Below are 17135 nucleotides of genomic sequence, written 5' to 3'. Positions count from 1 at the left end.
CCCGGAGTGCAGCTACCGGTTCCTGGCGGACGAAGTCCGCGCCGCAGGGGTCGGCATGACGGACCGGACCGTGTGGCGGATCTGCCGGGACAGTCGCTGGTGGAGCGTGTTCCGAAAGAGGCGAGGCCGGATCAAGAAGGCCGACCCGCCGGTGCCAGATGACCTCGTCCATCGTGACTCCAATGCGGCCGGACCGAACCGTCTGCGGCTCGCGGACATTACCGATATTCCGCAGCATAAGGGAAGTTGCATCTAAGTGCGCTCCAGTCCTCATCTCGCATGATTGTTAACCGATGTCGACATGAGGGGCCTGTTGCTGAGTTCGTCGTTTCGGTACCGCCGTCCGAGCGAGACGTGCCGTGCGAGGGTCTCTCGACGGAACTGCGTTACGTACGACGACCCTCCGGCGAGGCTCATCGCCATGGCACCTGAAAAGAGCCCTAGTTGGGTCCCGCCGCCGTGCATTCCTCCTTGTGGCGAGCGCCGTTGGCCCTGCGTTGTAGCGTGTCCGCGTGGTAGAAATCTGATGCTGTTCCTACGCTCTGACCGCCTTCGCCGACCAGTTGCCCTCGAACGTTAGGAGCCCTTGGCCGTGCCACCTACTTTGTATCGAGACACTGGTTACACGCTCCGGCACCTGATCGAGAACATCGAAGGCGGCAGTATCGGACTCCCAGACATCCAGCGCCCGTTCGTTTGGTCCGCGGCGAAGACCCGCGATCTCTTCGACTCGATGTATCGGGGTTACCCAATCGGCACCCTGATGTTTTGGGAGACCGGCGCTGAGGTGGGGACGCGGCAGATCGGAACGGAAGCCGGCGATCGAACACCCCAGCTGCTGGTCGTTGACGGGCAGCAGCGGCTCACCGCCCTGTTCGCTGTCCTCACCGGGCGTAAGATCGTCACTAAGTCTTTCGACGAGATCAACGTTCGAATCGCGTTCCACCCGGAGGACCAGACGTTCGAGGTCACGGACGCAGCGATCGAGCGTGACGCTCACTTCATTCCGGACATCACCGCGCTGTGGGCCCAAGGCGGTTACAAGTCCACCGTCCGGCAATTCTTCCAACGGCTCGAACAGGCCAGCAGACAGCCTTTGTCGGACGCTGCCAAGGATGAGCTCGAAGAACGCATAGACAGGGTCCGGGACCTGCATGAGTTTCGCTTCCAGGTTGTGGAGCTGGGGGCTTCGGCCGACGAGGAGCAGGTCGCCGACATCTTCGTGCGCATCAACTCCGAAGGCGTGAAGCTCAACCAGTCCGACTTCATCCTCACCCTGATGTCAGTGCACTGGGAGAAGGGGCGCCGCCAGCTCGAAGACTTCAGTCGGCGCGCGGTGATCGCAGGACTCCCCGGTCCGAGCCCTCGGAACGCCTTTCTGGATCCCAGCCCGGACCAACTGCTGCGCGTAGCCGTAGCTGTTGCTTTCCGGCGCGCCCGGCTGCAGCACGTCTATAGCGTCCTACGAGGAAAGGACCTCGAAACCGGCAAGGTCACCGCCGCTCGACGGCAGGAGCAGTTCGACCGGCTCGCCCAAGCACACACGAAGGTTCTGGACCTGACGAGCTGGCACGAGTTCTTCCAGTGCGTCACGGCGGCTGGGTTCCGCAGTCGCAAGATGATCACCTCCGACAACGCCCTGCTGTACAGCTACACGATCTGGCTGATCGGACGCCACGATTTCGGGCTGACGGCCGATGAACTCCGTCCCGTGATCGGCCGGTGGTTCTTCATGGCGCACACCACCGGCCGGTACTCCAACTCGCCGGAATCACAGATGGAGTTCGACCTGGGACGCATTGGCAGTCTGCCGCCAGGTGACGGCCGAGCCTTCACCGCAGAACTCGACCGGATCATCGCAGCGAACTTCACCGGCGACTACTGGGACATCTCCCTGCCGAACCGGTTGGACACATCCTCGTCGCGTTCACCGGTGCTGTTTGCCTATCAGGCGGCGCTCAACATCCTTGACGCCGAAATGCTCTTCGGTGACCAACGAATCCGTGATCTGCTGGACCCCTCAGTCAAACCGGCCAAGGCTGTCGACCGGGACAACCTGTTCCACCGCAAGACACTCGCCAGACTGGGTATCACCGACCGGCGCCAGGTCAATGCCATCGCCAACATGGCCTACGTGACGTGGCCGGCAGGCGAGCAGTCCAACGCCGACGCACCACATGACTACTGGCCGAGAATCACGGACGCGATGGGCCCAGAGGCGCTCAAGCGGCAGGTACGGTGGCACGCGCTCCCAGTCGGCTGGGAGCAGCTCGACTATTTCACCTTCCTGGAACGGCGGCGCCAGCTGATCGCCAAGGTCGTGCGGGAAGCGTTCGAAACCCTCACGGGGGAACGCCCTGCGTACGTCCCGACCACCCCGGCCGACATGATCGCCGCCGGCGAGTCCCAGGGTACCGAGTTCAAGGCAAGCGCCCGCTGGAACGTGCACACCCAGCAGGCCGACAAGTCCCTCCGGCACAACATCGTCAAGGCCGTCTGCGGCTTCCTGAACGGCGAGGGCGGAAACCTGTATATCGGCGTTGCCGACGATGGGACCGTCCTCGGCATCGAGAACGACCTCGCCACTCTGGAGTCGCAGGCCAGCGCTGACGGGTACGAGCTCTTCGTACGCCAACTCCTCGACAGCAGCCTGTCGACCCCGACAGCGACCACCGTCCGCGTACGCTTCCCCGAAATTTCCGGCAACGTCGTCTGTCAGATCAGCGTTGCCGCGGCAGGTAGGCCGGTGTTCGCCAAGCCCGCCAAGGGCGGCAACGACGCCACCGACTTCTGGGTCCGGGTCGGCAACGCCACCAAGCAACTCCACGGCGATGACCTCCTGCGCTACCAGGAGGAACACTGGGGATAAGCAGGGCGGTTCAATGCCCCGCGAGCGTTGGTCGTGCGCATGGTTGGAAGTCCGTTCAGAGGACCTGGCGAGACTCAACAGCCGGCACCTCGATCTTGTTCCACTTCGAGGTGCCGGGCAAGCCGACGTCGCCCAAGGAGGATCCTCAAGGCGCGGCCGAGGAGGCACGGAGCAAGGAGCGCGCGTCGCAGTGTCCGGCCCTTGAAATCGCTTAGACGTCGCGGAACTTGTCCGAGCCGCGGCGCTGCGGGTTCGCGCCGGAGGTAAGCAGCCCCGACTGGCCGTCCAGCTCGGCGACCGGGCGCCCCTCGGTGTAGCTGTCCGCGGAGGGTCGACGATCCAGCCGTCCGCGTCTACGGGGTCCGGATCCATCACGCGATTCCCGTATTCGGGACGATATCCCATATGTGAACGAAACCCCGGGTGTGGACGTGGCCGAGCGCGATCGCCCGTCGCTGAAGTTGTGGTCGGCCGGGGCCTGGCGGCACGCGCGGGTCATGGCGCGGCAGAACTGGGCGGACGGCAGCGTGCGCTACCAGGTCGAAGTGGACCTGCGCGGCGACACGAGGGTCACGATCCGCACATACCAGTAGCCACAGCCCGGGTTTAGGAAGGGGCGCGCGAGCAGCTCGGAGCCGTCCAGGAAGGCCGGCAAGGGGTACCAGGGGGAGATCCCGTCGGACGTAGGAGAGACTGTCAGCGCGCCAGTCTGAGGCGCGCCGTCTCTGCAGCATGGGACGCGGCTTCGATCAGCCCGAGTTCGCCGGCGAGCGTCGACACGAACGCATCGACCGCCTCGATGGCGCGGCCCTCCATGGTGTCGGGCTCAGCGAAGTACGCCGCGAACTCTCCGGCACCGATGGTCGCCAGCGCGAGCCGACGCGCCTGGTAGTCGACCCACATCTGCCGATAGACGCCGCGCACCCGGTCGAGCTCCGGTTCGTCGATCTCCTCGTGCCGAAGGCGGCGGATCGTCTGCTGTTTGGCCTTCCACATCGCGATGTGGTGCTGGACGGGGACGGGCCCGAACGGGCCGGGCATGGCTCGTTCGATCCTCGGCATGCCGGGCTGGATTGGCCAGGGCGAGTACAACTCCGTGAGGACCGCCGCCAGCCTATCCACGTCGATCCGCCCGGTCCGCTCGCCCTCCTCGAGGATGAGCTGAGCGGTGCGCCGTTGCTTGACCGTGGCTGAGGGGTGGGCGAGTTGCTCGACGATGGCGCGGACGTTCTCGCGTCGCCTCACGGCGGTCGTCTGGCCAGTGGCCCGCGCATGGGTCCGCAAGGCCCGGCGCGCCTGCGGGGTGAGGACCACAGTGTCGTCGATCAGCCACAGGTACAGCACGACGCGGACCAGCGAGCGTTGCGGGATTCGCCCAAGCGGGGAGCGCTCGCGAGCCTCCAGAAGTCTGGCGAACAACTCGCGTTGCTCGCGGGAAAAGACCCGCGGGTCGCTGCCGTGCGCGCTGGTCTTGCGCGGCTCAGGGTTAGCGAGCAGCCCGTCCTCGACCCAGGAAGTCACCATCCTGGGACTGGCCTTCACCCCCAGAGCGAGAGCGTCGGCGACCAGATCCGCCGCAGTCCCCTCGACCCACGGGGCGACCCGATTCTCGTTCATGGCGCCGAACTTACATCGAGATTCGAGCTCCGTGAGCTGCATTCAGCGGACGTCAGCCACAAGGCTTGGGGCCAGCAGATACTGCGCCCCGCACCGGATCCCTGGCAGGAACAAGCGGTGCGGGGGCAGCCGACTCATCCCCTGAACGGAGACCGTCGTGTCCCACCGTACGCACCGCCCCGACCTGAAGCGGCGACGCGGCCGCCATCATCTTGTCCAGGGCCTCGGGCAAGCAGCGTTCTATGCCGCTTCCGCCACGTTGGCCGGCGGGCTGGCCCGTGAGCTGCTCCACCTGGTCCATCTGTCTGTCTCCTCGTGCTGACCTGAGCCGGGGAACTGCCGCGCCCGGATCCCACCGGGCGCGGCAGAGACGGCGCGCGCTACAGGTAGACGTTCTGCAACTCCGCGGCCAGGACGTCGCCGGCGAGCGGCGTGTCCGTGAGGAACGCACGGACAGGGCGGCCGTCGACCTCGAGCGGGACGACGGAACCAGCCGGGGCGGAGCTGCGGAAGCGGATGACGCGGGCGCCGAACAGAGCGCGGGAGTTCGTCACCACGTAGGTGCGGACGACGTCAGCCATGGGGTGGCCTCTCGAGCGGGGCGGGCGAGCCCCGTGTGGGCCGCCCTGTAACCCTTCCCGCGTTCTCAAGGCCGGTCGGACAGCAGCTTGGGGGGCATCCGCCCCAAGCGGGGACCGGCGGAGCTCAGGCAGCGGTGTCGACGTCCTCGCGGGCCAGGGGGACGGCGCCCTTCGCGGACTTGAGGGCCTGCCGGGCGGCGACGATATCCGCGCCCTTGATTCCGTGCCACGCGCAGCGCTCCAACCACGAATGCCCCTGCACGGCCGCTGCGGCGCTTCGCAGCGCCTCGTACAGCCGGTCCCCGTACTCAGCGGCCTTGCGCTGGGCGTCGCGCAGGTCGCTGGGGAAGTCGTGCGGGTCGAACGGGGCCGGTTCGGTCGCGGTCGACTCGGAGGCGCTGGGGTCCTTCGCGGCGGGGGCAGGGGTGGGTGTGCTCACCCTTCGGAGCCTAGTTCGAGTCGCTAACAGTGCTCCGGCTCCGGCTCGTTCCGCATCGCCTCGGCGCGCGCCAGGGCGGCGGACACGGCTTCGCCCGGCGGATGGGCGTCAATGCGCTTTCAGACGGCACTGGAGTCTCGCCGGTGAGTAATAGGGCTCCCAATCAACTGCTGGCCGGCTGACCGAGACGCTCCAACAGGCCCTGAGCAGAGACGATTTCGTCTTCCTCCTGACCGGCACGTGTCGACTAGCAGTAGCGAGATCTGTTGTCCGGATCCCGAAACCCCCGTACGGCCTTGCAGCAGCAGATCCCAGCGGGTCGGATCGAGGTGTGGGCGGCGACGAGCTCGGCAAGTTCTTCCATGAAGCATGTTGCCGGGTTCGGAACGTCGATCCGTCCTCGGTTCGGCTGTGGTACAACGCACCGTAATCACCGCGCTGTTCAGGTACCAGGTCAGGCTCAACGGGGACATCACGAGCCCATCACCCATCGGCACACCGCACCGCTTCAGTAGGCTCGTGCAACTAACACCGGATTGCGACGGACACGAATCGGGCCGCATCCGAATTCGGTGGGCATGAGCGGCGGCCTCGACGGCACTCCTCGAGATGCAGCCCGGGTGAGGGAAGCGCACGATGATAGTTAGGGCACCCTCCCCGGAGGTGATCAGAATGCGACGTGTGCTCACCGCCGCAGCGGCACTGGCCCTTCCAATTTCCCTTGCAGGAGCACCGCCTGTAGCGGCATCGCACAGCATCCCTGCGACCGCAGTGACCAGCATCCAGGCCGCACACAAGTTGAAGAACCCAACAAACCTTGTGACCCAAGGACCGGACGACGTATGCAACTACACCGATAGTCGACCGAGCCTTCGCCTAGGGGCATCCGGGCCGGCAGTCCAACAAGCCCAGTGCTACCTGAATCAGGCCATAGGCGCAGGCCTGGACGAGGACGGAGACTTCGGCCAAGTCACAAAATCCGCAACAGTGGACTTCCAAAGATGTGCCGACATCATCGTCGATGGGCGCATCGGAGCCCAGACCTGGTCGTTCCTTTCCTTCTGGGCCAACGCGCCAGATGCTCCCTTCTGTTGACGTCCCCGGCCGAAGCGGGCGCCTTCTTCAGCGCCAGGACAGCGCGACCGCAGCCGGGGGAGACGGTCGGCCGCACTGGGGCGCCCCACCCGAAGTCAGAGGTGGATGACGGTAATAGCCGTCGCTCAAGTGACGAGCTTTTGACGGCGGGGGTATTTCTCGTGGTTCGGGGAGTCGGCCTGGTTAGAGCCTTGGTAAAGCTATCCGCGCTCTTCGCAAGGAAGGTGGGTCCAGTGACTGTCCGTCTTCGAAGGCTGGCATCTTGCCTTGCGGTGGCAATGACCACGGCTCTTTTGGTTCCTGTTGATTCAGTAGGCGCTGCACCGAGTCAGCGCCCGATCGCGACCTTCCGGGTTTCCGCGACCAAGGGGTGGCAGGATACGGGGTTCAAGCTAGAGGAAGGCGATACCTACACTATCTCCTACCTGGGTGGTGGCTGGACGGTAGACTACCGATCTTTCCAAAGAGTTGGGGCCAGTGGCTACGTGCCGTCGGTAGACAGTCAGATCTACCAAGGATGCAAACTAAACGATCACGTCCCCTATGGGGCGTTGTACGCAGGGGAAGCAGCGGGTGGCGACACTGCTATACCGGTGGCTCAAGGGAAGATCCTTCATGCATCGCAGTCCGGTTCAGTGTATCTGCGCATCAATGACGATGATCGATGCTTGGCGGACAATGCAGGGTCGATAAGGGTCAAACTGTTCAGAGGGATTCCCGCAACAGTGCTGACCGATCCATTCCGCCGCGACTCTGGTGAAGATCAAGCGCCGTATCATGTCGTTCAGGGATACCACAATACGGAAGGAGGGTGCGTGATTGGGAGAGGTCCTGATCACTGCCAGAACCAGCTATTTGCCGTCGACCTAGAGCCGACTGAGGGTACGGCAGTTTCATCGAATATGTATTCTCCGGCACCCGGAACCGTCAGGTGGCAAGATGCGGGAACTGGATGCCTTGGGATGGACCTGGCCGACGGTGGGAATCTCACCGTCTGCCACATGTCCTCATTCGATGTTGACATCGGCGCCTCAGTACAACGAAACGAGTTGCTGGGCCTGCGGCGCACACCTTGGGTGCACCTCAGTGTCGACGACCGCAGATCCGGCAAGCCGTATCGGCCCGTGCCTCTGACGGCCGCTGCGAGCGGATGGGACCACACCTTGGACGGTGCATCTCTGACTCCTGGGCATGAGGACGGGACTAGCGGCGTGGAAACCGTTCAGTGGGGTGGGCATTCCTACCGCGTGAGGTACGAGGAGTGGGTGGGTCTGGAAGGACCTTGATCTCCTGGTAGCGAATTGCGGTCCGGTCGGCAATTCCCACACCCCGTCAGGCGCTGAGCCGTAATAGCGCACGGTCATAGAAGCCCACCTAATCGGTATCGGTCAGCAGCCCGTGGGATGGCGGCAAGGAAACGTGTTGGCACTGATATCTGGGGCCGTTCTGCTGCTGGGTGATCTCGCGCAGCCTGAGAGTTCGTGACCTCGCACCCTCCGCCTACGGCAATCTTGTGACAGCACATCAATCGCACCATGGGAGCTGGGCGGAATGATCACGGGCGGCCTTACCGAGGCGAGTCTCAGAGCACTGGCCGGAGTTCGTTCCTACGAGCGCGGACTCGGCTACCTCGACGCCGTCTCCGGAGTCGAGGTCGGCGACGGCTGGGTCACCGCGACCGTGCACGGCACGGAGCGCTACGAGGTGGAGCTGACGCTCGACGATCCCGACGGGCTCTCCGGCGAGTGCGACTGCCCCTACGGCCTGGAGGGCAACTTCTGCAAGCACTTGGTTGCGCTCGGGCTGACGGTTCTGGCTCAGCGGGAGAGCCTGCCGCAGCAGCGCAAGGCGGCCCGGACCCGCATGCAGGACCTCGACGCGTGGCTGTCCACCCTGTCCAAGGACGAGTTGCTCGCCCTGGTGCGCGAACTGGTCGGTGAGGACCGGCAGTTGCGGCACCGCCTGGAGCTGCGGGCGGCAAGCGCCCGCGGGGACCTTGCCGGGATCCGGGCCCGCATCCGTGAACTCCTCGACATCGGCCCGTTCGCCCGCTACGGATACGTCGAGTACGCCGACGCCCGCGCCTACGCCGACCAGGCCGGGCAGGTGGTGTCCGCGATCGGCGCGCTCACCCGCTCCGGCCGGGCAGCCGACGCGATCACCGTGGCGCGTGAGGCGATGAGGCTGCTGGCCGACGCCACGGACAGCGTCGACGACTCCGACGGCTGGCTCGGCCAGGTCGGTGACGGTCTCGCCGACGCCCATCTCGAAGCGTGCCGCGCGGCACGCCCGGACCCGGAGGAACTCGCGCGCTGGCTGGTCGGTCACGCGCTCGGCGAATTCGACGACGGCCTCATCGACATCGATCCGCTCGACTACGAGGACGTCCTAGGCGGATGGGGGATGTCCGCCCTGCGTGAGCTGGCGGTCGAGGCATGGCGGGGCAACCGCAAGGGCTGGGCCGAGAAGTCCCTGATGGAACGACTGGCCAAGGAGGGCGGTGACGTCGACACGGTGATCGCCGTGCACGCGGCCGACCTCGCGGCGAACGGCCACACGCACCTGGTCATCGCCGGCGAACTGGACGGCGCCGGGCGTGCCGAGGAGTCGCTGCGCTGGGCGGAACGCGGCATCCAGGAGTCGCGCGACCTCGCCGCCGTGGACACCGCCCTCGTCGACTACCTCTACGACCGCTACACGCGGACGTCGCGACTTTCCGACGCCGTCGCCCTGCGCCGCGACCACTTCCGCGCCCGCCGCACCCTGCTCACGTACCGGCAACTACGCGTCGCAGCGCGGGCGACCGACTCCTGGCCGGCCGAGCGCGAAGGCGCCCTCACCCTGCTGCGGACCGACGCCGAGCAGCAGCGTCAGGGATGGTACGGCGGTCCGGTCCTCGTCGACGCCCTGCTCGACGACGAGGACGTCGACGCAGCCTGGCAGGCCGCCACCGACACCGGCGCCGACGATCGACAGTGGCTCACCCTCGCCGACCAGGCACGCGCCCACCGTCCCGCCGACGCACTCGACATCTACCTGCGCCTGGCCGAACCACTCACCAAACAGACCGGCAACCCGGTCTACGAGCGGCTCGTCAGTCTGCTCTTGAGCATCCGCGACTGCCACCGACGCTTGGGGACACCGGACGAGTTCGCCGTGTACGTCACTGCGCTGCGCGCAGCCCACAAGCGCAAGCGGAATCTGATGCGGCTGATGGAGAAGGAGGGGTTGTGAGTCGGAGCGGTGCCGTGACCCGCTCGCCTCGCGCTCCATCTCCTCGTGCACGCGATGCGTACGGCGTTCGGTCACATTGCGCGAGCGCGCCAACAATGGCGAGGAGTGCAGTCGGGTCGTCTTGCCCTGAACCGAGCCCGTTCCGCCGGCAAGCGGACCTCGCTCGACCGACGAGTTGGAGCCGAAGCTGGACGAGATCGGGGCAACGGAGCCCATCATCTGTCGTGAGGCCGGCACAGGTTCGGCACAAGCGCACCGCTGACAGCTGAAGACGGGCGGTTCGGAGGCGGAGGAGACCGGGCACGGCGTCTGCTACCGCCACTGCGACCACCGGTACGACTGTCAGTACCGCCAGGTACCCTCGAACACATCGTCAACGCGGCCCGACGGGCTTCCGCTCCACCCCGGTGGAGTCTCGAAGGACATGCCCCCACCCGCACGAGTCTTTTCGTGCTGCCTGGGGGAAGTCCTTGCTGTTCCGCGCGTCCGCGAAAACGGTCGCCGTCATGGCACTCGACGGTTCGCTGTTCCTGCACCTCACCGACAATTTCGTCCACATGCATGGCTATCGGCCCGGCGCCTCGGAGGCGCGTTCATGGGAGCGCAGCATCCCCATCCTGGCCGCCGCACTCAACGACGCCGGCCTGGGCGACGTGGAGGTCATGCTGGAGTACTCGCTCCCGTTGAACAGCAAGCGTGCAGACGTCGTGCTCGCCGGAGTGCACCCGGTCACGGGCGAACCGTCGTACGTTGTCGTGGAACTGAAGCAGTGGAGCCAGGCGCTGCCCCACGAGGACGACCCCACCCTCTGCCATGTCGACGCCTATGCCCATCCGGTCCTCAACCCCATCGAGCAGGTCCGCCGCTACTGCGAATACCTCGTCAATTTCAACGGGGCCGTGTCCGAACACGAGCACCGGGTGGCCGGAGTGGCATATCTGCACAACGCCACCGAGTTCGGTGTGACCGGGCTGCGGGAGATCGAGCGCGACGGCAACGGCCTGCTCTTCACCGCGGAACGCCGCGGCGCCTTCCTCGACCACCTTCGTACGAGGCTGAGCGGCAAGCACCCGGGGGCCCGGGCGGCGGATGAACTCCACGCAGGTGCCACAGTGCCCTCGAAGCAGCTCATGTCCGTGGCGGCTGAGGAGGTGCGCGAGCGCACACAGTTCGTCCTCCTCGACGAGCAGCAGGTGGCGTACCGCATGGTGCTCAACGCGGTGGAGAAGGCGAAGCGCGCCGATCGCAAGGAGGTCGTCATCGTCACGGGCGGCCCCGGCACCGGCAAGAGCGTGATCGCTCTCCAACTGCTCGGCGAGCTCTACCGGCGCGGGGTTCCGGCACTGCATGCCACCGGCTCGCAGTCGTTCACGAAGACGATGAGGAAGGTCGCCGGAGCCCGCAAGCGGGAAGTCCAGGACCTGTTCAAGTACTTCAACAGTTTCATGACGGCCGAGAAGAACAGCCTGGGTGCCCTGATCTGCGACGAGGCACACCGCATTCGGGAGACCTCGGCCAACCGCTACACGCGCGCCGCGCACCGTACCGGCAGGGCACAGATCGACGAACTCATCGACGTCGCCTACGTGCCCGTCTTCTTCCTCGACGAGCACCAGGTCGTCCGCCCCGGCGAGATGGGCACCGTGGCCGAGATCAAGGCGGCAGCAGCGAAGCGGGGCATCCCTTGCACTGTCGTCCCGCTGGACAGCCAGTTCCGCTGCGGCGGCAGTGACGCTTACCTGCGCTGGGTGGTCCACCTCCTCGGCCTGGAGCCGGGCGGCCCGGTCGAGTGGGAACCCGACGACCGAATGCAGTTGTTGGTCGCCGACAGCCCGCAGGAGATGGAAGCCTTCCTCGAAGCTCGCCGGGCCCAGGGCTACGGCGCCCGTATGTCTGCGGGCTACTGCTGGCGCTGGTCCCCGGAACCCAAGCCTGGCGACCCGCTCCCGCCCGACGTCGTTATCGGCGACTGGGCCCGCCCCTGGAACCTGCGCGGTGACCGCTCCGTCTCCGGCGCACCCCCGTCTGCGCTGTGGGCCACCGACCCGGCGGGCTTCGGACAGGTCGGCTGCGTCTACACCGCCCAGGGCTTCGAGTACGACTGGTCCGGCGTCATCATCGGCCCTGACCTGGTGTGGCGTGGCGACCGCTGGGTGACGGACCGTACGGCGTCCAAGGATCCGGTGTTCAAGCGCTCGACGCCAGATGCAGACGTGGACCGCCTGATCCGCAACACATACAAGGTGCTCCTGACCCGTGGAATGGTCGGCACGGTCGTCTACTCCACGGACCGGGAGACCCAGGAGAAGCTACGAGAACTGGTGGGTGCCGGGCGGCGCGTGGCTGTCACGGCGTGAACGACCAGTCTGAACCCGCAGTCTTTCGCCAACTTGCCGCTGACATGCCATGAGTTGGCGGGAGGAACTCGCGTGAGCTGCCGCGCTCCCTAAGATCACCCGTACCAATTGCGGCCCGACGGGCTTCCTCTACGCGAGGACACGCCCCCACCCGCACGAGTCACTCGTGCCCTGGGGGAACCACCTCGTGTCCATGCTCCTGCTGAGGCTGTCTGCGCAGGACCTGCTCACTCTGAATTCGAGGCGGCGGATGGTGCCGCATCTCGCCGCCAGATACCGGTACTTCCGAGGGCGCGATGTGTCCGATACAGACATGGGCGCGATCGAAGGACCCGGCCACCCCGCGCCCCCGTTGCCAGGGACACGGGATGCGTTCCCTCAACCAAGCTGAGTGAGGACCGGGTTAACCCCAGGCGCCGCCGCATCCGCCGGTGGCAAGGCCGTCGGGTAGACGCGGACGTCACTCAGGCGGCCGTTGGCGTACTCGCCGTAGGTGCCCTGGAAGAGGCGGCGGCCGAGTTGGACCGGGCCGGCGGCGTTCCAGGTTGTGCCGGCGTAGGTCTTGGTGGCGGACAGGCGGCCGTTGACGTAGAGGAGCAGTTGGTCCGCGTCGGCGTCGTAGACCCCGACGAGATGCGTCCACTTGCCTGCCACGGCCTTGGCGCCGTAGGCCGCGGTGAAGGCCGTGCTGGTGGTGTCGTCGTCGTGGCGGCCGAAGGCCCAGACACCGGCGCCGGAGGAGTAGTAGAGCTGGAAGCCGTTGGCCGCGCCGACGGACGGGTCGTCGGACTGGGATACGAAGGTCGAGTTGGTACTCGAGAGGGAGTTCAGCTTGACCCAGGCCGAGACGGTGAAGCTGCCGCTGGTGTCGACGCCGGGGCCGGTTGTGGCGGCGTAGGCGGTGCTGCCGTTCAGGTTCAGGACCGTGCCGCGGTCGGCGTCCGTGGTCCAGGAGGCGCCGCCTGTCAGCGTGGCGGGGGCGTTGCCGGTCGGGTCGGACGCTGTGGTGCCGGTGCCGTCGGCCAGGTTCCATCGGTGGGTCGTCGTGTCCGTCACCGTGCCCAGGGAGACGGCGTCCGCGAAGGTGGCGGTCGTACCGGAGGGAGCGGTCCCCGGATACTCGGTCAGCTGGCCGGCGGTGTCCGTGGCGTACAGGTCGGGCTTGCCGTCCGGGCCGCCGGTGGCGCTGTTGACGTCGCCGGGGGAGGCGACGGTCGGGTAGTCGCGCTTGCGCAGGACCATCGACAGGGCCGTGGCGGGGTGCGTGTTCCAGCCCGCTGTGGCACTGCTCGTCCAGTTCTGGGCGGCGGAGTTGTTGCAGGTGTAGAGGCGGACCTGGGTGCCGTTGGTCGTGCTCGCGCCCGGGTTGTCCACGCACTTGCCGGACTGCGGGTTGACCAGGCTGCCGGAGGCGCCGGTGGTCCACTTCTGTGAGCCGCTGCCGTTGCACTTGTAGAGCTGGAGCAGGGTGCCGTTGTCCGTGCCGCCGTCGGTGGCGTCGAGGCACTTGCCGAGGACGCGCAGGGAGCCGTCGTCGTGCAGGACCCACTGCTGGGCCGCGCTGCCGTTGCACGTATAGATCTGGATCTTGGTGTGGTCGGCGGTGTGGGAGCCCGCGTCGTCCAGGCAGAGCGTGCCGCCCGAGGAGGTCTTCACCGCGGAGGCCAGCGCGGTGTGGACCGGGGCGTGCAGCAGCTTGGGCAGGGTGGTGGAAGCGTCGATGTCGATCGGGAAGGTGTAGACGGTGCCGGACGTGTCGTCGCGGGCCCACAGGGTGGGCGTCCCGCCGGTGACCTTGCCGTTGCCGTTGTCGTCCACGGTGAAGGTGCCGCCGACGCGGCCGGGGGCGATCAGGGTCAGGCCGGACCAGTCGCCGTCGCCCAGCAGGCGGGGGTGGCCCAGGTGGTTGACGCCGTACGTCTGGTAGAGCCAGAGCTTGTTGTTCTCCACGGTGATGACGGCGGGGTGGTCGGCGTTGCCGTACACGTCTCCGTCGACGACCAGTTGGGAGATGTTCCAGGGCTTGGACGGGTCGTAGCCCGCGTTCGCGCAGCGGTCGGCGGGTACGACGTCGGTTGCCTCGCAGTCGTCCTTGGTGACGATGTCGTAGCGGCGGCCGACGAAGCCGGGGTAGGTGGACCAGGGTGTGCGCGGGAAGCCGGCGTCGTCCTTGGGGTCGAGGTCGTTCTTCACGACGTACAGCTGCTGGGTCTTGCGGTTGTAGGCGAGCAGGTCGTCGTGGGTGTCGCCGTGCAGGTTGCCGCGGTGGGCGATCAGGTAGTCGTTCCAGGCGCCGGTGGGGGCGCCGGCGGCCGTCGAGACGATGACCGGGCCTTTGACGGCGGGCGGCGTGCCGTCCACCGCGCCGCCCTGTGCGGGTGCGGGGGCCTGGGCGGGGTCGCTGTTGCCGGGGACGAGTTCCAGGTCGCCGGTGCTGGTGGTGGCGAGCAGGTCGGGGCTGCCGTCGCCGGTGATGTCTCCGGGGGCGATCTTCGTCTTGGGGTTCCAGGGGGCGGTGAAGGTGTAACTCACCGGGTTCTGGGAGAGGTTGCCGGCCCGGTCGACGGCGGCGACGTAGAGGGTGTGCACGCCCCAGTCGGTGACCGGGATGGTGACCGTGCCGGAGGCGGTGGCCCCGCTGGTGGACGTCACCTTGGCGGTGTGGCCGGTGGCGGCGGTGGGCTGGCTGTCGAGCTGCCAGAGGAAGTGGTCGATGCCGCTGGCCTTGCAGCCCGCCGGGTCGCAGGTGTCGGCCGGGGTGTTGTCGGCGGCGGAGACGGCGAAGTCTGCGGTGACGTCGCTGCCGGCGTAGGTGTCGCCGGTGCCGCTGCCGACCGGCGGGAAGTGCGGGTTGTCGGCGACCGTCGGGGTCTGCGGCGGGGTGAAGTCGGTGTCGAACCAGCAGTGGTCGCTGACATCCGACTTCATCTTGATGGAGGAGTTGTCCTGGGCGTAGACGTCCCAGCCGTACTCGTGGCCGTCCTTGAGGGTGAAGCCGATCGGCGCGTCGGCGTCCTGGCCGGAAGCGACCATGCCGCTGTCCGGTGTGCTCTTGGCCACGGGGTTGCCGGCGGAGTCCAGGTCGGTGCGGTCCCAGACGTTGTAGTGCGCCTCGGCGTGCTCGCCGGAGATGTGGGTGGTGACGGTGGAGTGCAGTTGGATGTTGCTGCCCGCGTTGCTGTAGGTCGTCGCTCCGATCCAGCCGATCGCCCCGCTGCCGGTGACGCAGTCGCCGTCCGCGCCCAGCGGCTTGGGCGTGGTGCGTAGCTTGGTGGGGGTGTCCGGCGGGATGTCGAAGTTCGTCGTGAGCGTGAGGACCTGCGACATGCGCAGGTAGTCGAGGTTGGAGCTGGTCTTGGACTCGTTGCCGAACAGGCCGATGGTCCAAGTGCCTTTGTTGCCGTCGGCGATCTTCTGGATCTGGTCGTCGACGCGGAAGGAGGCCGTGCTGTTGGAGCAGTTGCTGTTGCCGTTCGCCCCGCTCGGGACGGTGGTCTTCACGGTCGGGTAGCCGTTGTCGTCGAGGGTGTCGGGCTGGTGCTTCCAGTCCGTGTTCTCGTTGATGCCGCCGGTGGTGTGCAGGGTGATCGGCTGGTCGTGGGAGCAGTCGACGCTGGCCGCGAAGGTGGTGCTGACCTTGACTTCGGCCTTGATGATCTTCATGGACGGGTCGAGGCCGGCCGTGTTGACCGCGTAGTACGACCGCTCAAGGCCGACCCCGCAGGCCCCGCCCCATTGCTGGTAGCCGACACCTTCGCCGTTGGTCTGCGGCTTGTTGTACTGGGGGGCGTCGGAGCAGGCCGGACTGGAGTAGACCTCGTCGAAGGCGCCGGACTTGCTGGTCACCGGGTTCTCGAACGGGTCGATGTAGACGGGGTAGTGGGTGTCCGGGCCGGCGAGCACCGACGTGTCCGGGGCCAGGGTGAGGCGGTCCGCGGTGGTGGTCATCGGTACCTGGCCGACCTGGGCGCCGGGGCCGGGGCCGGCAGCGGAGGAGCCGGAGGCGGGCGCTGGATCGTCGGCGCCCGCTCGGACGAAGGCCGCGGGCTTGACGGCCGCTGCCGTGTTCGTCGCGGCCGTCGTGGCCGCCGTGCTGGAGTCCCACATCAGTGGTGGCGGGCTGGTGTACGACACCGAGCCGTCCGGCGCCTTCGCGGTCATGCCGCCTGCCGAAGTGGGGGCAAGATCAAGTCCGTTGGTGTCTGTCGCCACCGCCAGTTTGCGTACACGGGGGTCGGCCGCGGCTTTGGCGTCGTGCACGATCAGCACATCGCTGAAGCCGCCCTGGTCCGTGACCGTCACCGACAGGTCGACGCCGGGCAGCACCGCCGGGTACAGCGCCGTGCCGGCGCTGACCTGCGGTGCGGGCAGCCCGAACGGCATGGTCAGGCTCATGCTGTGCCCGGCGGGGTCGGTGAGTGTGGCGAGCGGCCCGCTGCCGCCGCCGGACAGGCGTACGCCGCTGGGCGTGGCCCTGGGGGAGTAGGTCCCGTCGGAGTTGGCGGTGAGCGTGGCGTCCACCGGTACCCATGCGCCGTCCTGCCGCACCCGCGTCGGCAGCACGGACGAGGTCTGGGTGAAGGAACCGTCCGCCTCGGCGGTCACCGTGTCGGTCTCACTGGTCAGCGCGTCGACCGGCACGGACGTGCCACCGGCGACCGCTTTCGCCTGGGCGGCGAGCAACGGGTCCGCGGTGTCGGCGGGATCATCGGCGGCGACCGCAGAGGCCGGGACGGCGAGCGCGGTCAGCAGCAGCGCGGCGAGCGCGGAAAACACCGCCGGTCTGCGGGCGGAAGACGGCAGCACGGAACAACTCCTTCGCGCGATGGACAGGGCAGACGCGAGATCTGCGACCATCCGCGCCCGAAGAGCCTGCTGGACGGCGGTCAGTGCGTCAGCGACGGCGTGCGGCGGTGATGTTCGCTCCCCCGGCACAAAACGTA

Annotated in this window: 9 protein-coding genes; 5 read left to right on the top strand and 4 right to left on the bottom strand. The window is 67.1% G+C overall.

The window, feature by feature from the left end:
• Nucleotides 1-592 precede the first annotated feature (592 nt).
• Together ABT254_RS35895 and ABT254_RS35890 are read left to right on the top strand one after the other, a co-directional pair.
• A complete protein-coding gene (locus ABT254_RS35895; RefSeq protein WP_351480004.1) occupies nucleotides 593-2869 on the top strand; it encodes a GmrSD restriction endonuclease domain-containing protein in 2277 nt (758 codons plus the stop codon).
• Nucleotides 2870-3300: 431 nt separating this feature from the next.
• Nucleotides 3301-3462, top strand: coding sequence for a hypothetical protein (locus ABT254_RS35890; RefSeq protein WP_351479807.1), 162 nt, complete (start codon nucleotides 3301-3303; stop codon nucleotides 3460-3462).
• 103 nt (nucleotides 3463-3565) lie between these two features.
• Here ABT254_RS35890 and ABT254_RS35885 read toward each other — a convergent pair whose 3' ends face one another.
• The 3 genes from ABT254_RS35885 to ABT254_RS35875 form a co-directional block, all read right to left on the bottom strand.
• A complete protein-coding gene (locus ABT254_RS35885; protein ID WP_351479804.1) occupies nucleotides 3566-4486 on the bottom strand; it encodes a hypothetical protein in 921 nt (306 codons plus the stop codon).
• A gap of 380 nt (nucleotides 4487-4866) precedes the next feature.
• The gene (locus tag ABT254_RS35880; protein WP_351479801.1) at nucleotides 4867-5067 is read right to left on the bottom strand and encodes a hypothetical protein; all 201 of its coding nucleotides are present in this window, start codon (nucleotides 5065-5067) and stop codon (nucleotides 4867-4869) included.
• Nucleotides 5068-5191: 124 nt separating this feature from the next.
• Entirely contained in the window at nucleotides 5192-5506 is a 315-nt protein-coding gene (locus ABT254_RS35875) for a hypothetical protein (protein ID WP_351479798.1), read from the bottom strand.
• Between the two features lie 636 nt (nucleotides 5507-6142).
• On the opposite strand from ABT254_RS35875, the gene ABT254_RS35870 reads away from it, so the two are divergent.
• From ABT254_RS35870 to ABT254_RS35860, 3 genes are all read left to right on the top strand, one after another.
• Nucleotides 6143-6601: a peptidoglycan-binding domain-containing protein gene (locus ABT254_RS35870; RefSeq protein ID WP_351479795.1), complete on the top strand. Its 459-nt coding sequence runs from the start codon at nucleotides 6143-6145 to the stop codon at nucleotides 6599-6601.
• Between the two features lie 1551 nt (nucleotides 6602-8152).
• Nucleotides 8153-9835 (top strand): SWIM zinc finger family protein, encoded by a 1683-nt coding sequence (locus ABT254_RS35865; RefSeq protein ID WP_351479792.1) that lies wholly within the window; start codon nucleotides 8153-8155, stop codon nucleotides 9833-9835.
• 470 nt (nucleotides 9836-10305) lie between these two features.
• Nucleotides 10306-12192, top strand: a complete 1887-nt coding sequence (locus tag ABT254_RS35860) for a DNA/RNA helicase domain-containing protein (protein ID WP_351479790.1) — start codon at nucleotides 10306-10308, stop codon at nucleotides 12190-12192.
• A 378-nt stretch (nucleotides 12193-12570) separates the two neighbouring features.
• Here the strand turns inward: ABT254_RS35860 and ABT254_RS35855 are convergent, their stop codons facing one another.
• Nucleotides 12571-16998 carry a LamG-like jellyroll fold domain-containing protein gene (locus tag ABT254_RS35855; RefSeq protein ID WP_351479787.1) on the bottom strand — a complete coding sequence of 1476 codons (4428 nt, stop codon included), beginning with the start codon at nucleotides 16996-16998 and terminating at the stop codon, nucleotides 12571-12573.
• Between the last annotated feature and the right edge of the window lie 137 nt (nucleotides 16999-17135).

It is taken from the genome of Streptomyces sp. NPDC001137, assembly GCF_040298885.1.
In the GTDB taxonomy this organism is placed as follows: domain Bacteria; phylum Actinomycetota; class Actinomycetes; order Streptomycetales; family Streptomycetaceae; genus Streptomyces.
This window is presented reverse-complemented; position numbering and strand designations above follow the sequence as displayed.

What these genes read in the sequence shown, in the direction of transcription:
- ABT254_RS35885 (WP_351479804.1), bottom strand. Translation starts at nt 4,486, where the DNA reads ATGAACGAGAATCGGGTCGCCCCGTGGGTCGAGGGGACTGCGGCGGAT.
- ABT254_RS35880 (WP_351479801.1), bottom strand. Translation starts at nt 5,067, where the DNA reads ATGGCTGACGTCGTCCGCACCTACGTGGTGACGAACTCCCGCGCTCTG.
- ABT254_RS35870 (WP_351479795.1), top strand. Translation starts at nt 6,143, where the DNA reads ATGATAGTTAGGGCACCCTCCCCGGAGGTGATCAGAATGCGACGTGTG.
- ABT254_RS35865 (WP_351479792.1), top strand. Translation starts at nt 8,153, where the DNA reads ATGATCACGGGCGGCCTTACCGAGGCGAGTCTCAGAGCACTGGCCGGA.